Raw genomic sequence first — 19,835 nt, forward strand, 5'->3', positions numbered from 1 at the left:
TCGCTACGGCATGGGCCGCGAACCGGAGGACGGAGCTTCCGGAACCGCGGGCCAGCCGTTGGGCCACGTGATGGCATCCACGAGCATCACCCGGGCCGTGTGGGCGCTGTTCCACGCGTGGTAGACCATGACCGTGTCCCCACCGGGTCCGGTGACCACCGAGTTGTGGCCGGGCCCCACCCAACCGCCGCCCGTCTTGAGAATGGGATTGCCCAGCTTCGTGTAGGGCCCCAGCGGACTCGTGGCCCGGGCCACGCCCACGGCGTAGGTGCTGTTGGCGTACGAGTTGCCGCTGTAGAAGAGGTAGTAGTAACCGCCCCGCGCGACGACCCACGGCGCCTCGACGACGCCGCCCTCCCAGCCAAGCGTGTTGCTCATCAGCGTGCGGCGCGTGCCGGTGAGCGACAGCCCATCCGCCGACAGCGTCTGGCCATAGATGGGCGTGGGCTGCCCCACCGCGTTCCCATCCGCCTTCCACACCAGGTACGGCACGCCCGCGGTGTCGTAGAAGAACGTGGCGTCAATCATCCCCATGCCCGCGTCATGCACCAGGGGATGGCCCAGGTCCGTGAAGGGCCCCAGCGCGCTGGTGGCCGTCGCGGCGCCGATGGACAGCTTCCCGTCCTGGTGGCGCGCGGTGAAGTACGCGATGTACCGCGTGCCCACCTTGTGGAGCTCCGGCGCCCAGTAGTCTCCCGTGGCCCACGTCGGCCGGCGCGCGGAGGGGAAGATGTTGCCCGCGGCCGTCCAGGTGACCAGGTCCTTGGACGTACGCAGCGGGAACGCATTGGCCGCGCCCCCGGACGTGCAGGCCGCGACGTACTGCGTGCCGTCATGGATGACGCCCGGGTCCGCGCAGTCCACGGGCACCACGGGGTTCTGGTAGAGCCCTCCACAGCCCGTGTAGCGCAGCGAGATGCCGCACGCGTTGGTACCGCTGAAGTACGGCGACCAGTCGTTCGACAGCATCGTGTACGAGTTGGGAGAGGCATTGGTGCAGCCCCGGTCCCACGTCACGCGGCCGCCCACGTCGTCGTACTGGGCCGGGTGTCCCGCGGGGTGCAACCACGCCGGACCGTAGGTGACGCGCGTCGCGCAGGTCGTGGCGCCGGAACAGTCCGTGTCGAGCGCCAGCACACAGGCGTTGGGCCCGGTGAAGTACGGCTTCCAGCCGTTCGACAACACGGCGTAGGAGTTGCTGCCCTCGTTGACGCAGCTGCCGTCCCAGGTCACCAGACCGCTCGCGGTGTCGTGCTGCTCCGGGTGCCCGGGGTGGATCCACCGGTCCCCGTAGGTGATGCGCGTGGTGCACGCGAGCGCCCCGCTGGACGTGCCCACCGGGGCCTCGTCCACGAGGGGGGCGTCGGAACGCTCTTCACCACAACCCGCCGCGAGCGCGGCGAGGACGAGGGCGGAAAACAACGAGGGGTTCTTCATCGATGGACCTCCGAGTTTGCGAAGACTCGGAAGTCCTATTTATCAGCTTTTACAAGTTGTCGAGATTCCGTCCCGTCCCGGGCATGGGAAGGGTCGGTCAGCGAACCTCGAGTTCGTAGATGCGCGTCGCCGGATCGCCGTTCTGGCTGGGGGTGGTGATGTTGAGCCGGACGTAGCGCGCGGACGTGGCGCTGATGGCGTGGGTGGAGGTGTTGGCGGTGTTGTTGGTCACCGTCACCGGAGTGCTCCAGCTGGTGCCGTTGGTGGAGGTCTGGAGGGTGAAGGCCCGGGTGTTCCAGGTGCTCGCTTCGCCGCCCGCGCCGGCATGCTGGACCGTGAAGCTGCTGACCGTCTGCGCCGAGCCGAGATCCACCTGCATCCAGGCGCCCGACACCAACGAGCAGAACTTGTCGGTGGTGCCACCGGAGACGCTCCCGTTGACCGCCTTGGCGGGCGTTTCGCTGCTGTTACAGGCGGTGGAGCCGGTCGCCGGTTTGTTGAGCGCCAGGTTGGCGTAGCCCGAGCCGACCGAGACGGCCTGGGTCTTGGTATTGCTGGCGCCGCCGTTGTCCGTCACGGTCAGGCTGACGTTGTAATTGCCAGCGCTGGCATAGACACGGCTGGGATTCGTCGCGGTCGAGCCGCTGCCGTCGCCAAAGCTCCAGTTGCGTGAGGTGATGGTGCCGTCGCTGTCGCTGGAGGCGTCACTGAAGGTCGCGGTGAGTCCGCTCACGGTGACGCCGAAGTTGGCCACGGGAGGGGTGTTGCCGCTGACCGCCGAGTTGATGGCCGCCGCGTACTGCGCGCTCGTGCCCTGCGCCACGCACTTCTGGATGTCGTCATACAGCCACATGAAGCCGCCGTTGATGCCGGCGCTGCTCTTCCAGGTGCTCATCCGGCTCTGCACCGAGGCCGGACTGTCGCCGCTGGCGCAGTTGGTGCCGTGGCGAGACCACAGGCCCGGGTCGACGGTCATGCCCATCGCGGTGTTCCAGCTCGCGGGGTTGTTGCCAGCGCCGCCGTCGTAGACCTGCAGGTAGATGCCGTCGACCGCGGCGCCGAGGTTGTCCTTGAGGTTCCGCCAGAAGGTCTGCTGGGTGTAGGGCGCGAAGGTGATCTTGAAGCCCTGGCCAATGAGCATCTGCCCGAACTGCGTGGTGGGAGCGAGGTCGTAGGCGCTCTCGTCGTCGAAGTTGACCGCGTTGGCGCCGGTGGCGGCCTTCAGCGCCTGGAAGTTGCGGTACAGGATGCTGTTGGTGCCGGTGCCGCAGACGAGCGTGCTGCCGCAGCCGGCGGCGGTGCCGTTGACCAGCCGGGCCATGCGCTCGAAGTCGGGGACGCTCCAGGCGCCAATGGACACCTCGATGCGATTGACCGAGGTCGGCGCCGTCTTGAGCGTGGCCAGCCGCGTGGGCCAGGCCGGGTCGCCGATATAGGCGCCGTTCCGGACGACCGGGATGTCGTTGTAGACGAGGTCGCCGTTGTCCTCGATGTGGAAGCTCCAGAGGATCACGGTGGTGAAGCCCGAGCCGCGCAGGTCGTTCATCACCGCGGTGCCGCCGGAATAGAACGGGCCGCCGCCGTAGATCGCGGAGTCGGCAAGGGCCACTGGCGAGACCGTGGCCAGCGCGAGGGCAAGGCAGGACGCGAGTTGCTTCGACTTCGGCATGGTGTGCTCCCCAGTCATGGACGCGAGGCCATGGACATTGCGAGCACACAAACACGAATGTCAATACTAGTCAGACAAACTGCATTAACCAGGAATCCTTAAGAGGCTACCGGGGAAGATCCGCCAGGTATGCCAGAGCGTGCCGCCCTGGGGGTTCCAGGCGGGCGAGTGCACATCGCCCGCGCCGACCTGGAGCTCGAACCCTCCGAGGCCCACGATGGCCGGCTGAGACCCGCGGAGATCGCCACCCTGCCCCTCCAGAGGGCCACGCTCGTCACGCTGGCGGCATGTGACACGGCCCGGGGTGAAGCGGCGCTGAGCGACGAGCGCCTGGACTTCACGCGGGCCTTCCTCATCGCGGGCGCCAGCGCGGTCCTCGCCACCCGCTGGAAGGTCGCGGAGGACGAGGCCACGACCCGGTTCCTCGTGGACTTCTATCGCGCATATCGCGAGCCTTTGGAGACGCCGCCCGCCTTGCGGAAGGCGCGGGCACTCACGGTCGCGCGGCGCCTGGCCCGCGAGCGGCAGGAACCCGCCAGCGTGTGGGCCGCGTGGGTGCTCGTGGGAGACGCGCGTTGAGGCGGTGATGGTGCCGGGTCCAGGGATGGAGTTGGATGCGGGCCATGACCGTGCTGACGCTCACGAAGGCGCTGCCCCGGCTCCAGAAGGCCTATCAGGAGCACCGGCTGATTCCCTTCCTCGGGGCGGGCTTCTCCGCGCCGCTCCGGCTGCCCACCTGGAGCGGACTCATGCGGTGGATGGGAGGCAACCTGGGGTTCGACCCTCCGGAGCTCTTCGAGGTCCACGGCAACGCGCAGCAACTCGCCGGCTACTTCGAGCTCGAGCATCCGGAGCGGCTGATGGGCTTCATCCAAGAGATGCGGGAGCGCTTCCACCACCGCGACGTCGACAAGCAACGGCGCACGTCCATCCAGCACCAGGCGCTCGCGGGCTGTGACTTCCGGACCCTCTACACGACGAACTTCGAGCACCATATCGAGAGAGCCCTGCGCGACCGGAACAAGAAGCGGAAGGTCCTCACGCTGACCCGGCTCGAGGACTTCATGAAGCCCGTGGACCCGACCGCCTGCAGCGTCATCAAGTTCCACGGCGACCTCGCGCACCCCGAGACGATCGTCCTGACGGAAAGCCAGTTCTTCGACCGCCACCGGTTGGAGGCCGCGCCGGATCAACGGTTGCGCAGCGACCTGCTGGGCAACGTGTTCCTCTTCGTGGGCTACAGCTTCAGCGACCCCAACATCCGGTACATCTGGCACCGGATGGATCGGCTCCGGAAGGAGAGCCGGAAAGGAACCGGCGCGAGCCCGACCTCCGCCCCGCTGAAGTCCTATTGGGTCACCTTTGGCGCGGGCCGCGTCCAGCCACGGCTGCTCGAGGAATGGAACATCGACGTCATCGAGCTGGATGCAAGCGACAAGTCCGCGAGCGTCGCCGAGCTGCTCAACCAATTGCATGCGTGAGGGAAGGATGCCCCCCGTCTACTTCAGCACGTCGAACGCGGAGAAGTTCGAGGCCGTGAAGCGCTTCTTCCACCGCAGCAGGACGCCTCCGCGGCTCCTGAAACAGGAAGTCCCGGAGGTGCTTTCCCACGACCTGGACTTCGTCGTCCGCGAGAAGGCCTTCGAGGCGTACAGGAGGACACCGGTCCACCTCTTCGTGGAACACGGCGGGCTCTACATCGACCATTTCAAGCAGCTGCCGGGCCCCCTGGTGAAGCCGTTCTGGAATGCCCTCCAGGGAGACCTCTGCACCTTGATCCCCCCAGGGGCCTCGCGCGCCGCCCATGTGATCCAGCGCGTCTGCTATTGCGACGGCCAGAAGCTCCAGGTCTTCGAGGGACGCATCGAGGGCAGCATCGCCCCCATGCAGAAGGGCACGGGCCTGCACTGGGAGCCCGTCTTCATCCCCGCGGGGCAGACACGGACGATGGGCGAGATGCCCCTGGATGAGAAGCTGGCATGCAGCGGGAGCGCCCAGGCCTATGGGAAGCTGCGGAAGGCCTTGGGACGGCTGCTCGGGTAGACAGGCCCGAGGTGGCGCCCATCTTTTCCTGCCTTCGTCAGTCGCGGAAGTGCGACTCCGCGATGGAGGCACCCCAGCAGCAGGCGGCCTCTCCCTCCTCGCCGGTGGGCAGCGTCGTGTGGAGCGGAGCGCCCGCCTTCACGTCCTCGAAGTAGAAGAGGTTCTTCGGGAGGAGGACGAGCGCGCGGTCCGCCTTGCGCGTGCGCAGGGTGAGTTGCGCCAACGCCGGGTCGGCCACGTCCGCGGGCCCCTTCGGGAAGAAGGCCTCCCGCTTCGGCGGAGCACGGTCGCCCTCCGGGATGCAGCCGCCATCCTCCGTGGAGACCTCCACTTCGCGCACGCGGCAGCCCTTGCCTTCCGCGAAGTGGAACACCGCCCGCACCTTCGTGAAGTAGCAGTCGGGGGTGCCGCAGTCCGCGCTGTGGACGTCCGCCACCGCAGTCAGGCGCACCTTGTTTCCAGGCAGGGACTCCACCATGCCGTTGCGCGCGTAGCGCTGGAACAAGGGCGCCTGGGCGCAGCTGGAGGCCACCGGAGCCGCCGCCCGGGGCGCGTCGCCAGGCACGGACAGCAGGAGCGCGACGAGGGGCGCGACGTGCTTCAAGGACATGGCTGAAGTCATATCAGGCGCCGGTCCAATCCATCGACCGTTTGACGGGCTCCGCGCTTGGGAGCACGGTTCGGATCAGCGAGGTGAACAACATGAAACGGGTCACTCTGATTCTCTCCCTGGCCACCGCGGGCTGCGCGTCCAGCCAGCGTCCGGCTCCCACGGATCGCTATCTCCTGACGGGAACGCGGCTCTATGTGGCTCCGGACGCGCCCCCGTTGGACAACGCCTGGGTGGTCGTGAGCGGCGGGAAAATCGAAGCCATGGGTTCCGCGCCGGTTGCTCCGCCTCCCGGAGTGCGGCTCGAGGATGCATGCAGCGGTGGGGTGATCACCGCGGGGTTCCAGAACAGCCACGTCCACTTCACGGATGCCGCGTTCGCCGGAGCCGTCAGCCGTCCGCGCGACGAGCTTCAGCCACCGCTCAGCGGGATGACCACGCGCTTTGGCTTCACGACGGTCGTCGACACCGGCTCCGACCCCACGAACACCGAGGCCCTTCGCCAGCGCATCGAGCGAGGCGAGCTGCAGGGGCCGGCGATCCTCACCGTTGGGTCCCCGATGTATCCGCGGAACGGCATTCCCTTCTACCTGCGGGACCTGCCGCCCGAGCTGCTGGCGCAGCTTCCGCAACCCGCGTCGGCGGAGGAGGCCCGCGCCGTCGTCCGCACGAATGCCGAGGGCGGCGCGAAGGGGACCAAGCTGTTCGTCGCCACGCCCCAGGGAGGGGGGGAGATCCGGCGCATGGCGGAGGACGTCGCTCGCGCCGCGGCGGATGAAACCCACCAGCGAGGGGGTCTGGTCATGGTGCATCCCACCGACCCCGAAGGCGTGAGCGCGGCCGTGCAGGCTGGCGTCGACGTCGTCGTGCATACGACCATCGATTCACCGAAGACCGGGTGGAGCGAGGAACTCGTCGGCCAGATGGTCGCGCGCCACGTCTCCCTGGTGCCGACATTGCAGCTCTGGGGGTACGAGCTCGCCAAGGCGGACGTGCCCACGGACGTGCGCGACCGCCTCGTGGGGGGTGCCGAACGGCAGCTCGCGGCGTTCTCCAGCGCGGGTGGCCAGGTCCTGTTCGGCACCGACGTCGGTTACATGACGGACCTGGATCCGACGCAGGAGTACGTCCTCATGGCCCACGCGGGGCTGACCCCGATGCAGATCCTCGCATCGTTGACCTCCGCCCCCGCTGCGCGCTGGAGCGCCACCGAGCGCAGGGGCCGCGTCAAGCCGGGCTTCGACGCCGACCTCGTGGTGCTCAACGGAGATCCCTCCACGGATGTCCGGCGGTTCGCGGACGTGAAGTGCACGATTCGAACGGGCAAGGCGCTCTTCGTCCGCGCTTCCGCCGAGTAGCGGATTGCCACGATTCCCCACGCGGCATGTCCGGGGCGAGCATCCACACTCCCCCTCTCCCCCGGAGCTCCGCATGCGCATCCCCGCCCCGTTCGCCGCTGCCCTCCTCCTGCTCACCTCCGCGCCGGCCCTCGCCGCGGAGACCCCGTGCAGCATCGTCTGCGCGCAGAGGTTCCCGCTCTGCGAGACCGCCTGCAGCGTCAACGGCGAGGACACGAACTGCGGTGCGGCGAACTACCGCTGCGTCGAAACGGTCGGCGTGAACTCCGAGCCCACGACCTCGGTGATGTCCACCGAAGAAGCCCCCCAGGTGTGTCGCGACGAGCGCCTGGACGGCGAGCAGCCCCAGACCGCCGAGGGTTGAGCGTCCGGAAGCGCGCCAGCTGATGCAGGGCACGGAGGTGCCCTGCATCCAGAGGCTTCAGTCGCGGACCACGGCCACGTCGTCCACCTGCAGCCAGGTATCGCCCGTGTTCGCCCAGGTTCCGGCGTAGACCTCCACGCTGTGGTTGGCGCCGGAGTTGAAGGTGACGGACTGGAGCGTGTAGCCGCCCAGCGGCTGCGTCAGGTGCACCTCGTTGAGGACGGGGCCACCGTTGAGCATGCGCGCGCCGAAGTAGCCGTCATTCTGGTTGGAGGACGTCTTCACCCAACCGGTCAGCGTGTAGATGGTGTTGGGCGTCACCGCGACCTCCTGCTTGAGGGCGTTCCAGCCGGTGTTGTTGCGCACGAAGCCGTTGTTGGCGCCGGTGCGCGCGAAGCCCAATCCCCGGTCGACGCCGCCATTGCCCTGCACGTACCAGGGCGAGGTCGCGGTGGTGGACAACTGCTGTTCGAAGCCACCCTGAGCCACCAGGTTCGCGCCCCGCGTAAGGCTCACGTCGTCCAGCTGAGCCCAGGTGTCGCCCGCGTCCGCCCACACGCCGCTGTACACCTCCACGACGGTGTTCGCGCCGGAGTTGAACGTGACGGTGCGCTCCGCCCACGACGGCAGCGAGCCGTACTGCGTCTCCCCCAGGATGGGGCCATTGCCCGCGGCGCGAGCACCGAAGTAGCCCCGGGTGGTGTTGGACGAGGAGCGCAGCCAGCCCTTGAGGGTGTAGTCCGTGTACGGCTGCACCACGACGCTCTGCTTGAGCGCGTTCCAGCCGCTGGACGCGCGCACGTAGCCGTTGTCCTGGCCGGAGCGCGCGTTGCCCATCGCCCGGTCGATGCCACCCGCGCCAGCCAGGTACCAGGGCGCCATCGTCGGCGTCGCGGCCTGCGTCTCGAAGCCCGGCTCGGACAGCAGGTTGTTGCCTTCCGCGTCGGCCGTGAGCGTCGCGCGCAGCAGGAACGTGTTGTAGGGCGTCCACTGCGAGGTGATGAAGTACAGCTCGCTGGCGCTGTTGCCCCACGGGTGGATGAAGCCGTTGTAGACACCGGGGAAGGCGGCGCCGGTGGCCAGCAGCTTCTCCCCGCTCCACGGCCCGGTGGGAGTGCCAGCGTCACGCATCACCACGGCCTGCCGGTGCTCGTTGAGATACGTCATCAGGAAGCGGCCCAGCGCGGCGTTGTAGGCGACGGACAACTCCCCCGCGATGCCGATGACCACCGGGCGCGCTGCCGCCTGGGACGCGGACCAGCCGTTCCCGTCCCAATACCGATACGCGTTGATGTCCAGCAGCGAGCCCTCCGGCACGCGAGCCAGGTGCACGTTGCCAAAGCGTCCGTTGGGCGTGGCGTACAGGTAGACGAAGCCGCCGTTCTTCACGAAGGCGCCCATCTGGAATGGGTTCGTGAAGGACGCGTTGTTCACCCAGCGCGCCGACGGGTGCTTCACCCAGTTCTGTCCGTTGTCATCCGAGTACGCGATGCCCGAGTAACTGGTGGTCCACTGCCCCGGGTCACCCCAGTGCTTCACGGACATGTAGTGGATGAAGTGGCGCGTCCCCACGCTGACGCCCGCGGTGGGGATGACGGTCATCTCGTCGTTGTCCACCTTCCGGGACGCCAGCACCTCCTTCGCGTGGCGGGTGCGGTCCTGGATCATCGTGGTGAATGACAGGCCGTTGGACAGCGTGGTGTCCGCCGAGCGCGCCAGCACGTTGCTGCGCCAGCCGCCGCCACACCCGCCGTTGCCGCACCAGCCCGCACCGAAGGTGTCTCCGAACAGGACGAACACCTCACCGCCGCCCTTGTCCCAGACGATGCCCAGGTCCGTGCCATACACCTCGTAGTTCGTGTGCGTCTGGTTCGGGTTGGGCAACGTCTCACCCGCTGGCGTGGCGCCCGTCACCCGCGCCACCTTCGTCACGTTCGTGGGCGTCACCGCCCCGGCCGTCCCCGCGCCTCCCAACAGACACACCGCCTGAAACACCACCGCACGCCTCATCATCTGGACCCCTCCGGCAAGGAATTTGCACTAACAGCAAAAGCTCCAAATCAAGAAATACCCAACCTTGATTTGAGGACTCCAGTGTCCGGTGGATCAGCTGTAGCTTGGGGTCGCCCAAGGAGAACCGGATGCTCGCCTGCGTGGACGTGGACTACCGCCCCGACGTCACCGTGGCCGCGTGCGTCCTCTTCCGCGGGTGGACGGACGCGAAGGAGGCCGGGCACCTGGTGGACCGGGGCCCCATCGCGGCCCCCTACGAGCCCGGTCAGTTCTACCGCCGCGAGCTGCCGCACCTGCTGCGGGTGCTCGCCGACGTGCAGGAGCCGCTGGAGGCCATCGTCGTGGACGGCTACGTGTGGCTGGGGGAGAACGTACCCGGACTGGGAGCGCGCCTGTACGAGGCGCTCTGTCGCACGGTGCCCGTCATCGGCGTGGCCAAGACGCCCTATGTCACCACCGGGCCCGCGCTGCCCATCGTGCGGGGAGGGAGCCTGCGGCCCCTGCTCGTCACGGCCATTGGAATGGAGACCGCGACCGCCGCGGAGCACATCCGGCGGATGCACGGGAGTTCGCGCCTGCCGACGATGCTGAAGTTCGTGGACCGGCTGTGCCGTGAGTCCTGACCGTGCTACCCCAGGGGCATGGATCGCCCCCGCCGCCCCACCGCCTCGCCTTTCGAGTTTCCGCCCGAAGCCGCGTTCACCTGGCATTCGGAGAGTGACGAACCCGCGCCCACTCGCCTGTCGCCCGTGGACGACGGCCTCAGCGCCGACACAGCGCTCAAGCGCGTCCGCCGGGGCGAGTTCCTGCGCTACTCCGGCGACTTCCACAACGCGAAGCAGCTGCTGGGCGCGTTGGGCCGGCGGCTCGAACGGCCCTGGCAGGCCCGCTCACCGCTGGAGGCATTCCGGGCCGAACGCCGCGCGCGGCAGCTGGAGCATGCGACGCTGTCGCGCATCGTCGTCGCGCTGGACCGAGGCTACCGCCTGGACCTCGCGCGCGCGCCGGACGTCGCGGAGGCGTGCCGGCAGGTCTGGGGCGAGCCCACGGAGGACTTCACCGTCGTCCCGCTCAAGCAGCTGCTCGGCATGCTCGGGGCCGCGGAGTGGCGGCGCAAGGGCCTGGAGGTCCCGGGGCTGAAGGGGTTGCTCCATCCGCATTACGGCGTCTACCTGCCCACACGCACGGACTACGTGGAGCTGCTGGCGGCCGTGTCGGACGTGAAGGGCAAGCGCGTGTTCGACGTGGGCACCGGCACCGGCGTGCTGTCCTTCCTGCTGCTGCAGCGCGGAGCGGCGTTCGCGCAGGCCACGGACTGCGACTCCCGCGCGGTGGCGTGCGCACGGGAGAACGCGGAGCGGCTTGGCCTCTCGCAGCGCTTCCAGGTGACGGAGGCGGACCTGTTCCCGGAAGGAAAGGCGGACCTCGTCGTCTGCAACCCGCCGTGGATTCCCGAGCCGCCCAAGAACCGGGTGGACCGCGCGGTGTTCGACGAGGACAGCCAGTTCCTGCGCCGCTTCCTGGAAGGGCTCCCCGCCGCGCTGAACCCGGGGGGAGAGGGATTGCTGATCCTCTCGGACCTGGCGGTGCTGCTGGGCCTGCGTCCGGCCGGGTGGATCGATGAGCAGTTCGAGCGCTGCGGCCTGACGGTGGCATGGCGGAAGTCCACCCCGGCACGGCACTCCAAGGCGAAGGACAAGGCGGACCCCCTGCACGCCGCGCGCTCCCAGGAGGTCACCACCCTCTACGGCCTCGTGCCCACCGCCAGATAGACGCCGCATCATCCCGCGCGAGTGGCCACCGCCAGGGCCGCCGGAATCCTCTCCCGCATCCACTCCACGAACCTGCGAAGCCTCGCCGGATGGAAGCGCGCGGCGGGATAGAGCAGGTACATGGGCAGGGGCGCCGCCTGCCATCGCGGCACCAGGTGCACGAGCCGGCCGCGCTGGAGGTCCTCCCGGAGCACCCAGGACGAGCCCACGCAGACGCCCAGGCCGTTCACCGCGGCGCTGCGCATGGCGTAGAGGCTGTCCGTGCTCACGCGTGGCTGGAAGACGATGGGCTGGACCTCACCGGTGGCCACATGGGTCAGCGCGATTTCGTTGCGATAGAACGTGCGCAGGGACAGCCAGGGCAGCCTCGCGAGCTCGTCGGGATGCACCGGTACGCGTCCCCCTGTCAGCACCGAGGGCGCGGCCACGACGATGCGAGGCACCTCCGCCACGCGGATCGCCACCACGCTGGGGTCCTTCACCTCGCCGACGTGGAGCGCGCAATCGATGCCGTCCGCGATGAATTCCACGGCCCGGTCATGCAGCAGCCATTCGACGGAGACCCGCGGGTAGCGGCCCAGGTATTCCGTCAGCGGGTCCACCAGCAGTTCCTGACCGAAGGCGTGAGGCACCACGACGCGCAGGGTGCCCTCGGGTTCGTCGCTCGCGCCGCGCAGGTCGGACTCGAACATGTCCCAGCTGGCCAGCAGCTCCTTCGCCCGTTCGTAGCAGCGCGTCCCATCCTCGGTGAGCTTCATCGCGTGGGTGGAGCGCTGGAGCAGCCGCAGCCCCAGTGAACGCTCCAGCGCCTGGAGCCGGCGGCTCACCGTCGGCTGCGTGGTGCCCAGCTGCGCGGCGGCGGAGGACAGGCTCCCGGCGTCCACGATGCGGATGAACGTCTGCATCAGCTCCAGCCGGTCGGCGCTGGCGGACGTGGGAATCTTCGGCGGCGACCCGCGCCGACGGGCAGGCTTCGAGAGGTTGGGCATGGTGATACGCAACGCGTATAACCGCTGTACGGAGCAGGCGTCTACCGTCCCCTCCCCCTCTGGTGCACTGTCACCTCATCGCGCATCACCCGAGGTGACCCTCATGTCCTTCATTCGCGCCGTACATGGAACCGCCGCCCACCCCTCACCGGTCTCCGCCGCCAGCAACTCCCTGTCGCACGGTCTGCGCCTGCTGCTGGCCGCGAGCGCCGGCCTGTCGGTGGCGGCGATCTATTACAGCCAGCCGATGCTGGGGGTGATGGGGGCCACGCTCGGCGCCTCCGACACCGCGGTGGGTCTGGTGCCCATGCTCACGCAGCTGGGCTACGCGCTGGGCATCCTGCTGCTGACGCCGCTGGGTGACCGCTTCGACCGGCGCCGCATCATCCTCATCAAGGCCGCGCTGCTGAGCGTGGCCCTGCTGCTGGGCGGACTGGCTCCGGACATCCAGCTGCTGCTGGTGGTCAGCTTCACCGTGGGCCTGACGGCGACCGTGGCGCAGGACATCGTGCCGGCCGCCGCGACCCTCGCCTCCGAGCATGAGCGCGGCAAGGTGGTGGGCACGGTGATGACGGGCCTGCTGCTCGGCATCCTCCTGTCCCGCGTCATCAGCGGCGTGGTGGCCGAGCGCTTCGGCTGGCGCGCCATGTTCATGGTCGCCGCCGCCAGCGTGGCCTTCGTCGGCGTGGCGGCCTGGCGCGGCCTGCCCCGCTTCCATCCGACCAACACGCTCTCCTACGGCGCCCTGCTCGGCTCCCTGGCGGGCCTGTGGCGCAAGCATGGCGCCCTGCGCCGGGCGGCGCTGGCCCAGGGACTCATCTCCATTGGCTTCAGCGCGTTCTGGTCCACCCTCGCCGTGATGCTGCATGGCGCCCCGTTCCACCTGGGGAGCGCGGCCGCGGGTGCCTTCGGTCTGGCGGGCGCGGCGGGGGCGTTGGGCGCTCCGGTGGCGGGCCGCATCGCGGATCGCTACGGGCCGGAGGTCGTCACCCGCCTGGGCGCCGGACTGACCGTCCTCTCCTTCGCCACGATGTTCGCGGCGCCGTGGCTCGAGCCCCATCACCGGCTGTGGCTGATTGGCGCCAGCGCGATTGGCTTCGACCTGGGCGCGCAGGTGACGCTCGTGGCGCACCAGACGCTCGTCTTCGGCATCGAGCCCGCCGCACGCAGCCGCCTCAACGCCCTGCTGTTCGCCGGCGTGTTCATCGGCATGTCCGTGGGCGCGGCGAGCGGCAGCCTGGTCCTGGCCCACTGGGGCTGGGTGGGCGTGACGCTGCTGGCGACGGCTTCCGCGCTGGCGGCCCTGCTGGTCCGCATGTTCCCGGCGGCCCCCACGGTCCGCTGACAGTGCCGAAACCGCGCCCCGTCCTCTGTCCGAGGACGGGGCCCCCCTCCCCCACCTACTGCAAAGCCTGTTCGGACAGCATCCGCACGTTGAGCGCGCCGTTGGCGAAGAACTGACTGTTCTGGCCCACGCGGTGCTGCTCCAGCCGGCGCTGGAGGTTGACGTCGTAACGGCCCAGCTTCATCAGCCCGTCGTTGAACCAGCCATCCCCCGGCCCGGTGCCGTCCACGAACTCCGCATACACCTTGGGCGAGGGCCAGATGACGGTGTTGAGCGTCGTGACGAACCTGCGGATGTCCGCGTCCGTCCACTCCATGCCCGCGTCGTGGGCCTCGACGATGAAGGCCAGCACGTTGTTCGCGTGCGCCACGTCCTGGCCGGGCTGGGCGTTGGTGTCCCACTTGTCGTTCCAGAACCAGGCCGCCGGGTGGTCGGGGTTGGGCGCGATCTTGTCGCGCAGCGAGGACGGGAAGTTCGGCATGCCGTGGTTGATGTTGCTGAAGACCTCCAGGTAGCGGGCCTTCCGCTCCGGGTCGGTGGTCATCCGCGACAGGTCCATGGCGATGAAGGCCCAGTGCGCGGCCATGTGCGTGCGGTTGCGGTAGACGAAGTCGTTCGCCCCGCGCAGGAACCACTTGTCGAAGATGTTCCGCTCCGTGAACGCCAGCAGCCGGTCGTACTGCCTGCGGTAGTTGCTGGAGCCGTAGAGGTCCGGAGTCTCGCGGATGATGCGCAGCATGCGCGTCACGTAGCGCCAGCAATAGCTCTCATAGAGCGGCACCTCCTGCCCGGCGGGGGACGTCAGGGTCGAGGACCAGCCCAGGTATCCGTCCTTGAACTGGCTTTGGGGAAGCGCCGAGGAGACGCGGGCGGAGGCCACCAGGTTGTTGACGTAGAGCAGGGCCCGGTCCAGGTACGCCCGCTTCCCGGTGGCCCGGTACATCGCGGTGTTGGCGTCCAGGCCGTAGGCGAGGTTGTAGAAGTCCCAGCTGTCGCGTGAGTTGCTCCAGGGCAGGAAGGTCTGCATGTGCTCGCGGCCCCACTCCTCCACGAACATCCCCTCCCAGACCGCGACGGGCCGAAGCCCCGCGGGAGTCGGAGGCAGCGTGGGGGGCGTCGCGGGGAGCGCATCTTCTTCGGGGGCAGAAGCAGGCTCCATGGGAAGCGCCTGCACTTCAGGGGACTCGATCCGGCCCACGGCCTCACATGCACTGCACAGCAGCAGCGAAAGCACCAAGACCGGGAGACGGATCCAACGAGAGCGGCACGAGCAGCGGGGGTTTGACATCGGGGGTCCTCGCTTCAGGTCGATGTGGCCTGAAAGGGTATGGGCGCAAGCGGACCCTCCCAATGCCCCCACGGGAATGGCCGCCCATCCAGGACCGGACTTCCACGTGCCCTGGCTGCTTGCCTCCTCACATCGTGATGTCTGGGGTTGGACAGACTCCATGTCCAGGACCGGCCGCTCTCGACGGACGCGGTTCGAAAGTCCAGACATGCCCCTTGCTGGCGGTGGGTGCGGGCTGCCTCATTTTCAGCCAACAGCACGAACAAGAAGACCTACGAGGGGCAGGCCACGACGGTGAGGCCGTGGGCCATCTCTTCATCTGCGTGGTGCCGGCCGACTCCTCGGCGCCGTGCCCCGCCCACCGCTCCGCGCCTAGAGGCAGCCCAGCTCCATGGCGCGGAGCACGGCGCGGGTGCGGTCCCTCACGCCCAGCTTGGAGAGGATGCTGGAGGTCTGGTTCTTCACCGTCCCCTCCGCCGTCCCCAGCGCGTCGGCGATCTCCCGGTTGCTCAGCCCCCGCGCGATGAGGCGCAGCACCTCCACCTCGCGGCGGGTGAGCCCCTCTGGCAGGTCCGCGTGGGGGAAGTCGCGAGGCAGCTCCGCCATGCCGCGCGCCACGCGCTCCGCGACTCCTGGCGGCAGCAGCGTCTGACCGGAGGCGACGCGCCGGATGGCCTCCGCCAGCTCCTCCAGGGACACGTCCTTGAGGAGGAAGCCCTGCACGCCCAGGCGGAGGGCCTCGATGAGGACGGCGTCCTCGTCGAAGGTCGTGAGCAGCACCACGCGCCGGTCCGCGTCCGTGAGGCGCAGCGCACGCAGGGCCTCCAGTCCCGTCATGCGTGGCATGCGTACGTCCAGGAGCACCACGTCCGGGTTCAGCTCCGCGACCTTGAGCAGCGCCTCCTCGCCGTCCGAGGCCTCACCCACCACCCGCAGGTCGGGCGTGAGATCCAGCAGGCTGCGCAAGCCCTGGCGCACCAGGGCGTGATCATCCGCGAGCACCAGGCGGACCGTGTTCATGTCCCCACCCCACGCTCCTGCGTGGCCGGCAGCCACGCCTCCAACTCCAGCCCCTGCCCCGTCGTCGCGCGCCACTCCACGCGCCCGCCCAGCCGGGTGAACCGCTCCCGCATGCCGGTGAGCCCCGCGCCGGGCGTCACCCCCGCCGCGCCACTTCCGTCATCCCGCGCATGCACCCGCACCCCGCCGTCCTCCGTGGGCGCAATGACAATCCACAGGTTGCGGGCCCCGGCGTGGCGCAGCGTATTGGTGAGGACCTCCTGCACGCAGCGGAACAGCGAGTGCGCCGCTTCGGTGGACTCCAGAGCCAGCTCGCCGGGGACGTCCAGGTGGACGGAGAGTCCAGGGGCTCCCTCCGCGAGCGCGCGCAGCGAAGGCAGGAGCGGCATGGGCGCCTCGCGCAGCTCCGTCACCGTGCGCCGCACCTCGGACAGGAGCGTGCGGGCGGTCTCGCGCGCGCGGCGCAGGTGTTCGGCGGCGGCCGTATCCTTCGCGGTGTACGCGGCGGCCTCCAGGTTGAGGCTGAGCGCGGTGAGGTGGTGCCCCACGGAGTCGTGAAGCTCGCGGGCGATGCGCAGCCGCTCGCCCTCGCGCTCACGCGTGGCGAGCAGCACCTGGGTGGCCTGGAGCTCCGCGTGGACCCGGGCCAGCTCGCGGCGGGCCTCGGCCTCCCGGACCATCACCAGCGAGGTGCCGAACGTGAAGCCCTGGAAGCCGGTGTAGAGGAGCGTCTGCACCAGGGCCTGGAAAAGCGGGTGCTGGACCGCGAACACGACGAGCATGCCCAGGACCTGGGCCCCCACCCATGTCAGCGCCCTGCGCTGGGAGAGGATCTCCGGCACCTGCCCGGCGGTGATGGCGAGCAGCGCGCCGTCCAGCCCGCTCTCCCCCGTGGCGAGACAGACGAGCGCCGCGAGCGTCTGCGCGACGAGCAGCGGCAGCTCTCCCCGGCCCTGCACCCGCGTCTGGAACCAGAAGGTCCCACCGAAGGTGAGGAGCGCGAGGCCCCACAGCAGCGTGTCCGGAGCCATCCATCGCGCGGGCTCACGCGCCAGGTCCTCGACGTGCGCGAAGCCGACCACGGCCCAGGTCAGCATCCCGGCGACGAGCAGCATGCGATGGGTGGTGGCGGGCTTCGTCACGGCAGACCGCGCGGGCATGGCGGAGGACCCTAGGCCACCCGGGACGCAGGGGCCATGTGCCGGAAGTCACATGCGGGCCGTATGACTTCCGCCAGATGGAGGCACACGCGCCGACGCGTACCTTGCTTCTCGGACTCGCAGCACGTCGGAGGCACCCGTGTCGTTCTATCTGCTCGCCCGCTGGCTCCATATCGCTTCGGGAGTCGTCGCGTTCGTCACGCTCTGGCTGCCCCTGATGGCGCGCAAGGGAGGCGCCCTGCACCGCCGCGTGGGCTGGGCCTACGTGGGCGCCATGATCTCCGCGGCCATCTCCGCGCTGGCCATCTCCGGATGGCGCTTCATCCAGGCACCGGGCGAGCAGCCCATGGACCTCTTCTTCATCTACATCGCGGTGCTGAGCGCGGCCTCCGCGTCCATGGGGGTGCGCGTGATCCGGACGAAGGCGCGCACCGGAGCGAGCACGCATCCGCTGGACGTGGGCCTGTCCACGCTGCTGCTGTGCATGGGGCTCTTCACCGAGGCGTACGGACTGCGGATGGGCGTCCCGCTGCTGTGGGGCTTCGCGCCGGTGGGCATCCTCTCCGGGCTGACCGGCCTTTGGTACTGGATGCGGCCGCCCCAGGACCGCATGCACTGGTGGTTCCAGCACATGGCCGCCATGGTGGCCTCGGGCATCGGCACCATCACCGCCGCCCTGGTGGTGAACGCCAGGCACGTCGGCGTCGAGGGCCTTCAGCTCGCGATCTTCCTGGGGCCCACGGTGGTGGGCGTGGTGGGACTGAACCTGTGGACGCGCTACTACCGCCAGCGCTTCGCACGGAAGGCCGCCCCAGGTCCCGCTAGCGTCCCTTGGGCAGGGGCCGCAGCGCGGCGATGACCAGGTCCACCACGGTGTCTGCGTACGCGCTCGTGAGGGGCGCGGTGCGAAGCAGCCACCGATGGAAGAGCGGCCCGACGAGCAGCTCCACCGCGACGTCCAGGTCCACCCCCTTCGCGACCTGGCCTGCTTGCTGTGCCGAGCGCAGCCGCTCCTGGACCGCCCTCAAGTGGGGTCGCAGCACGGCCTCCACGAACTGCTGGGCCAGCGCGGGGTCCGACTGGGACTCGGCGGTGAGCGCCCGCGAGGGCAGGTCGAAGCGCGGATCCGTGAGCTCTTGCACCGTGGCGCGCAGCACCGCCCTCAGGTCGGACTTGAGGTTGCCCGTGTCCGGCAGCGCCGCGGGCTGGTTGCCGCCGCTCAGCTCCACGAAGGCGTCCAGCACCACCGCCCCCTTGGAGGGCCACCACCGGTAGATGGTCTGCTTGCCCACCCCCGCGCGCGCCGCGATCGCCTCGACCGTCAAACGCGCATAGCCCACCTCCCCAACGAGCTCGACGGCGGCCGTGAGGATGGCCTGGCGGGAGCGCTCACTGCGGCGGGACGGTTCCGGGGTCTTCGGGTCAGCCATCGGCCGCCAGCCTACCGCAAACGAGACGGACCGTCTCGTCTTGACATCCACCCACTTCCAGCGGACCTTGTCGAAACGAGACGGTTCGTCTCGCCGACTTCCGCCAGGAGAGTGCCATGTCTCGCCGTGCCCACATCGCGATGGTCAGCATCCCCGCACATGGCCACGTCAACCCGAGCCTGGAGCTCATCCGGGAGCTGGTGTCCCGAGGCCACCGGGTGACGTACGCCAACGACGCGGCCTTCGCCGAGCCCATCAGCCGCACGGGCGCGGAACTGCGCCCCTACCGCTCCCTGCTCCCCCGCGAAGGGGCGCCGGATACACGCTGGCCCGACGACCTGGTGGGACAGCTGGACATGTTCCTGGATGACGCCATGTCCATGCTTCCGCAGCTGCGCGCGGCCTACGAGCACGACCGGCCGGATCTCTTCCTCTACGACATCGGCTGTTCCACGGCGCGAATCCTCGGAGAGAACTGGGGCATCCCCGCGGTCCAGCTCTCACCCTCCTCCGTCGCCTGGGAAGGCTACGAGCAGGACATGGCCGCAATGGTGGAGATGCTGCGCACCGAGCCGCGCGCCGTGGCGCATTACCAGCGCTACTCCGCCTGGCTGAAGGAGTGCGGCGTTGCGGAGACCGACGCCATGCTCTTTGTCGGGAAGCCTGCGCGCGGGCTGGTGCTCATCCCACGCGCGCTCCAACCCCAGGCGGACCGGGTGGACCGCAAGCGCTTTACCTTCGTGGGACCGTGCTTCGGTGATCGCTCGGCACAGGGCTCGTGGCAGCGTCCGCCAGGCGCGCGGAAGGTGCTGCTGGTGTCGCTCGGCTCGACCTTTACCCGCCAGCCCGCTTTCTACCGCGCGTGCCTCGCTGCCTTTGGAGGGCTTCCCGGCTGGCACGTCGTGCTGCAGATCGGCAAGCACGTGGCGCTGGAGGACCTGGGAACAATCCCAGACAACGTGGAGGTCCACCGCTGGGTGCCACAGCTGGCGGTGCTCGAACAGGCCGATGCGTTCATCACCCATGCGGGCATGGGCGGCTCGCAGGAAGGCCTGTACTGCGGGGTGCCCATGATTGCCGTGCCTCAGGCGACGGACCAGTTCGCCAATGCCGACCAGCTCGTCGCGCTCGGCATCGCGCGGCGGATCGACACGGATGACGCCACGCCCGACGCATTGCGCTCCGCGCTGCTACAGCTCACGGAGGACCCGGCTGTTGCTACCCGGCTCGCGGCCCTTCGGATGGAGCTGCGAGCGGAGGCTGGAGCCGCGCGCGCGGCGGAGCTGCTGGAGAAGGAGTTCCGCCTGTAGATGAACCCGGGGTTCCCATGCGACCTG

At 69.2% G+C, this 19,835-nt stretch carries 19 protein-coding genes; 10 read left to right on the forward strand and 9 right to left on the reverse strand.

Annotation, left to right across the window (positions count from 1 at the left end):
* Nucleotides 1-3 precede the first annotated feature (3 nt).
* Entirely contained in the window at nt 4-1,437 is a 1,434-nt protein-coding gene (locus D7Y15_RS01670; protein ID WP_121751509.1) for a glycoside hydrolase family 43 protein, read from the reverse strand.
* A 97-nt stretch (nt 1,438-1,534) separates the two neighbouring features.
* A complete protein-coding gene (locus D7Y15_RS01675; protein ID WP_120575355.1) occupies nt 1,535-3,106 on the reverse strand; it encodes a PKD domain-containing protein in 1,572 nt (523 codons plus the stop codon).
* Nucleotides 3,107-3,274: 168 nt separating this feature from the next.
* Here D7Y15_RS01675 and D7Y15_RS01680 point away from each other — a divergent pair, with 168 nt between their 5' ends.
* From D7Y15_RS01680 to D7Y15_RS01690, 3 genes are read left to right on the forward strand one after another with little or no spacing between them, the layout of a single operon-like run.
* Complete coding sequence (locus D7Y15_RS01680; protein ID WP_158628988.1) at nt 3,275-3,685, forward strand: CHAT domain-containing protein; 411 nt, start codon at nt 3,275-3,277, stop codon at nt 3,683-3,685.
* 44 nt (nt 3,686-3,729) lie between these two features.
* Nucleotides 3,730-4,587 (forward strand): SIR2 family protein, encoded by an 858-nt coding sequence (locus D7Y15_RS01685; protein WP_121751511.1) that lies wholly within the window; start codon nt 3,730-3,732, stop codon nt 4,585-4,587.
* 7 nt (nt 4,588-4,594) lie between these two features.
* Nucleotides 4,595-5,149 carry a non-canonical purine NTP pyrophosphatase gene (locus D7Y15_RS01690; RefSeq protein ID WP_121751512.1) on the forward strand — a complete coding sequence of 185 codons (555 nt, stop codon included), beginning with the start codon at nt 4,595-4,597 and terminating at the stop codon, nt 5,147-5,149.
* Between the two features lie 37 nt (nt 5,150-5,186).
* Here the strand turns inward: D7Y15_RS01690 and D7Y15_RS01695 are convergent, their stop codons facing one another.
* Nucleotides 5,187-5,759 carry a hypothetical protein gene (locus tag D7Y15_RS01695; RefSeq protein ID WP_121751513.1) on the reverse strand — a complete coding sequence of 191 codons (573 nt, stop codon included), beginning with the start codon at nt 5,757-5,759 and terminating at the stop codon, nt 5,187-5,189.
* 92 nt (nt 5,760-5,851) lie between these two features.
* Between D7Y15_RS01695 and D7Y15_RS01700 the strand changes: the two genes are divergently transcribed.
* Nucleotides 5,852-7,117 carry an amidohydrolase family protein gene (locus D7Y15_RS01700; RefSeq protein WP_148712675.1) on the forward strand — a complete coding sequence of 422 codons (1,266 nt, stop codon included), beginning with the start codon at nt 5,852-5,854 and terminating at the stop codon, nt 7,115-7,117.
* 73 nt (nt 7,118-7,190) lie between these two features.
* Complete coding sequence (locus tag D7Y15_RS01705; RefSeq protein ID WP_121751515.1) at nt 7,191-7,481, forward strand: hypothetical protein; 291 nt, start codon at nt 7,191-7,193, stop codon at nt 7,479-7,481.
* Nucleotides 7,482-7,538: 57 nt separating this feature from the next.
* On the opposite strand, the gene D7Y15_RS01710 is transcribed toward D7Y15_RS01705, so the two are convergent.
* Nucleotides 7,539-9,494 carry a DUF4185 domain-containing protein gene (locus D7Y15_RS01710; protein ID WP_121751516.1) on the reverse strand — a complete coding sequence of 652 codons (1,956 nt, stop codon included), beginning with the start codon at nt 9,492-9,494 and terminating at the stop codon, nt 7,539-7,541.
* A gap of 104 nt (nt 9,495-9,598) precedes the next feature.
* On the opposite strand from D7Y15_RS01710, the gene D7Y15_RS01715 reads away from it, so the two are divergent.
* Together D7Y15_RS01715 and D7Y15_RS01720 are read left to right on the forward strand one after the other, a co-directional pair.
* Complete coding sequence (locus D7Y15_RS01715) at nt 9,599-10,117, forward strand: endonuclease V (protein ID WP_233604803.1); 519 nt, start codon at nt 9,599-9,601, stop codon at nt 10,115-10,117.
* A gap of 18 nt (nt 10,118-10,135) precedes the next feature.
* Nucleotides 10,136-11,266: a class I SAM-dependent methyltransferase gene (locus tag D7Y15_RS01720; protein ID WP_121751517.1), complete on the forward strand. Its 1,131-nt coding sequence runs from the start codon at nt 10,136-10,138 to the stop codon at nt 11,264-11,266.
* A gap of 8 nt (nt 11,267-11,274) precedes the next feature.
* On the opposite strand, the gene D7Y15_RS01725 is transcribed toward D7Y15_RS01720, so the two are convergent.
* A complete protein-coding gene (locus D7Y15_RS01725; RefSeq protein WP_233604804.1) occupies nt 11,275-12,255 on the reverse strand; it encodes a LysR family transcriptional regulator in 981 nt (326 codons plus the stop codon).
* Nucleotides 12,256-12,358: 103 nt separating this feature from the next.
* Here D7Y15_RS01725 and D7Y15_RS01730 point away from each other — a divergent pair, with 103 nt between their 5' ends.
* Complete coding sequence (locus D7Y15_RS01730) at nt 12,359-13,600, forward strand: MFS transporter (protein ID WP_121751518.1); 1,242 nt, start codon at nt 12,359-12,361, stop codon at nt 13,598-13,600.
* 55 nt (nt 13,601-13,655) lie between these two features.
* Here D7Y15_RS01730 and D7Y15_RS01735 read toward each other — a convergent pair whose 3' ends face one another.
* From D7Y15_RS01735 to D7Y15_RS46520, 3 genes are all read right to left on the reverse strand, one after another.
* Entirely contained in the window at nt 13,656-14,759 is a 1,104-nt protein-coding gene (locus D7Y15_RS01735) for a hypothetical protein (RefSeq protein WP_233604805.1), read from the reverse strand.
* A 501-nt stretch (nt 14,760-15,260) separates the two neighbouring features.
* A complete protein-coding gene (locus tag D7Y15_RS01740) occupies nt 15,261-15,908 on the reverse strand; it encodes a response regulator transcription factor (protein WP_120575364.1) in 648 nt (215 codons plus the stop codon).
* Nucleotides 15,905-17,068: a sensor histidine kinase gene (locus tag D7Y15_RS46520; protein ID WP_121751520.1), complete on the reverse strand. Its 1,164-nt coding sequence runs from the start codon at nt 17,066-17,068 to the stop codon at nt 15,905-15,907. Before D7Y15_RS46520 ends, D7Y15_RS01740 begins: the two co-directional genes overlap by 4 nt.
* Before the next feature lie 139 nt (nt 17,069-17,207).
* Between D7Y15_RS46520 and D7Y15_RS01750 the strand changes: the two genes are divergently transcribed.
* The gene (locus D7Y15_RS01750; RefSeq protein ID WP_121751521.1) at nt 17,208-17,927 is read left to right on the forward strand and encodes a hypothetical protein; all 720 of its coding nucleotides are present in this window, start codon (nt 17,208-17,210) and stop codon (nt 17,925-17,927) included.
* On the opposite strand, the gene D7Y15_RS01755 is transcribed toward D7Y15_RS01750, so the two are convergent.
* On the reverse strand, nt 17,890-18,498 hold the full coding sequence (locus D7Y15_RS01755) for a TetR/AcrR family transcriptional regulator (protein ID WP_120574733.1): 609 nt from the start codon (nt 18,496-18,498) through the stop codon (nt 17,890-17,892). The two genes, D7Y15_RS01750 and D7Y15_RS01755, sit on opposite strands and share 38 nt — an antisense overlap.
* A gap of 116 nt (nt 18,499-18,614) precedes the next feature.
* Here D7Y15_RS01755 and D7Y15_RS01760 point away from each other — a divergent pair, with 116 nt between their 5' ends.
* Complete coding sequence (locus D7Y15_RS01760; protein WP_121751522.1) at nt 18,615-19,808, forward strand: macrolide family glycosyltransferase; 1,194 nt, start codon at nt 18,615-18,617, stop codon at nt 19,806-19,808.
* Nucleotides 19,809-19,835: the final 27 nt, after the last annotated feature.

Origin of the sequence: Corallococcus sp. AB030, assembly GCF_003668965.1 — a bacterium.
Classification (GTDB): domain Bacteria; phylum Myxococcota; class Myxococcia; order Myxococcales; family Myxococcaceae; genus Corallococcus; species Corallococcus exiguus.